Source organism: Gilvimarinus sp. 1_MG-2023 (assembly GCF_030548285.1).
This window is the reverse complement of the sequence record NZ_JAUOSC010000933.1, coordinates 1-276: the sequence shown is the minus strand read 5'-3', so window position 1 is coordinate 276 and position 276 is coordinate 1. Positions and strand designations below refer to the sequence as shown.

The 276-nt window shown below is 50.4% G+C and carries 1 protein-coding gene; it reads left to right on the top strand.

All coding sequences use genetic code 11. The annotated features are described in order from the left end of the window. Position 1: 1 nt before the first annotated feature. On the top strand, positions 2-276 hold a 275-nt coding region (locus tag Q4563_RS23715; protein WP_442903811.1), incomplete at its 3' end, for a 1-acyl-sn-glycerol-3-phosphate acyltransferase.

Here is a 276-nt window from a genome sequence, read left to right as displayed (position 1 = left end):
GATCATCTACGTCCCTTGTCACCGCAGCCATATTGACTACCTGTTGTTGTCTTACGTGCTGTATCACAATGGCTTGCAACTGCCGCAAATCGCTGCTGGTATCAATCTGAATCTGCCAGTGGCGGGATCCATATTACGTCGAAGCGGGGCATTTTTCATGCGTCGTTCATTTCGTGACAACCCCTTGTATGCCGCGGTGTTCGACGAGTATTTACACAGTATTTTTACCCGGGGTTATGCAGCCGAGTATTTTGTTGAAGGAGGCCGCAGCCGGAC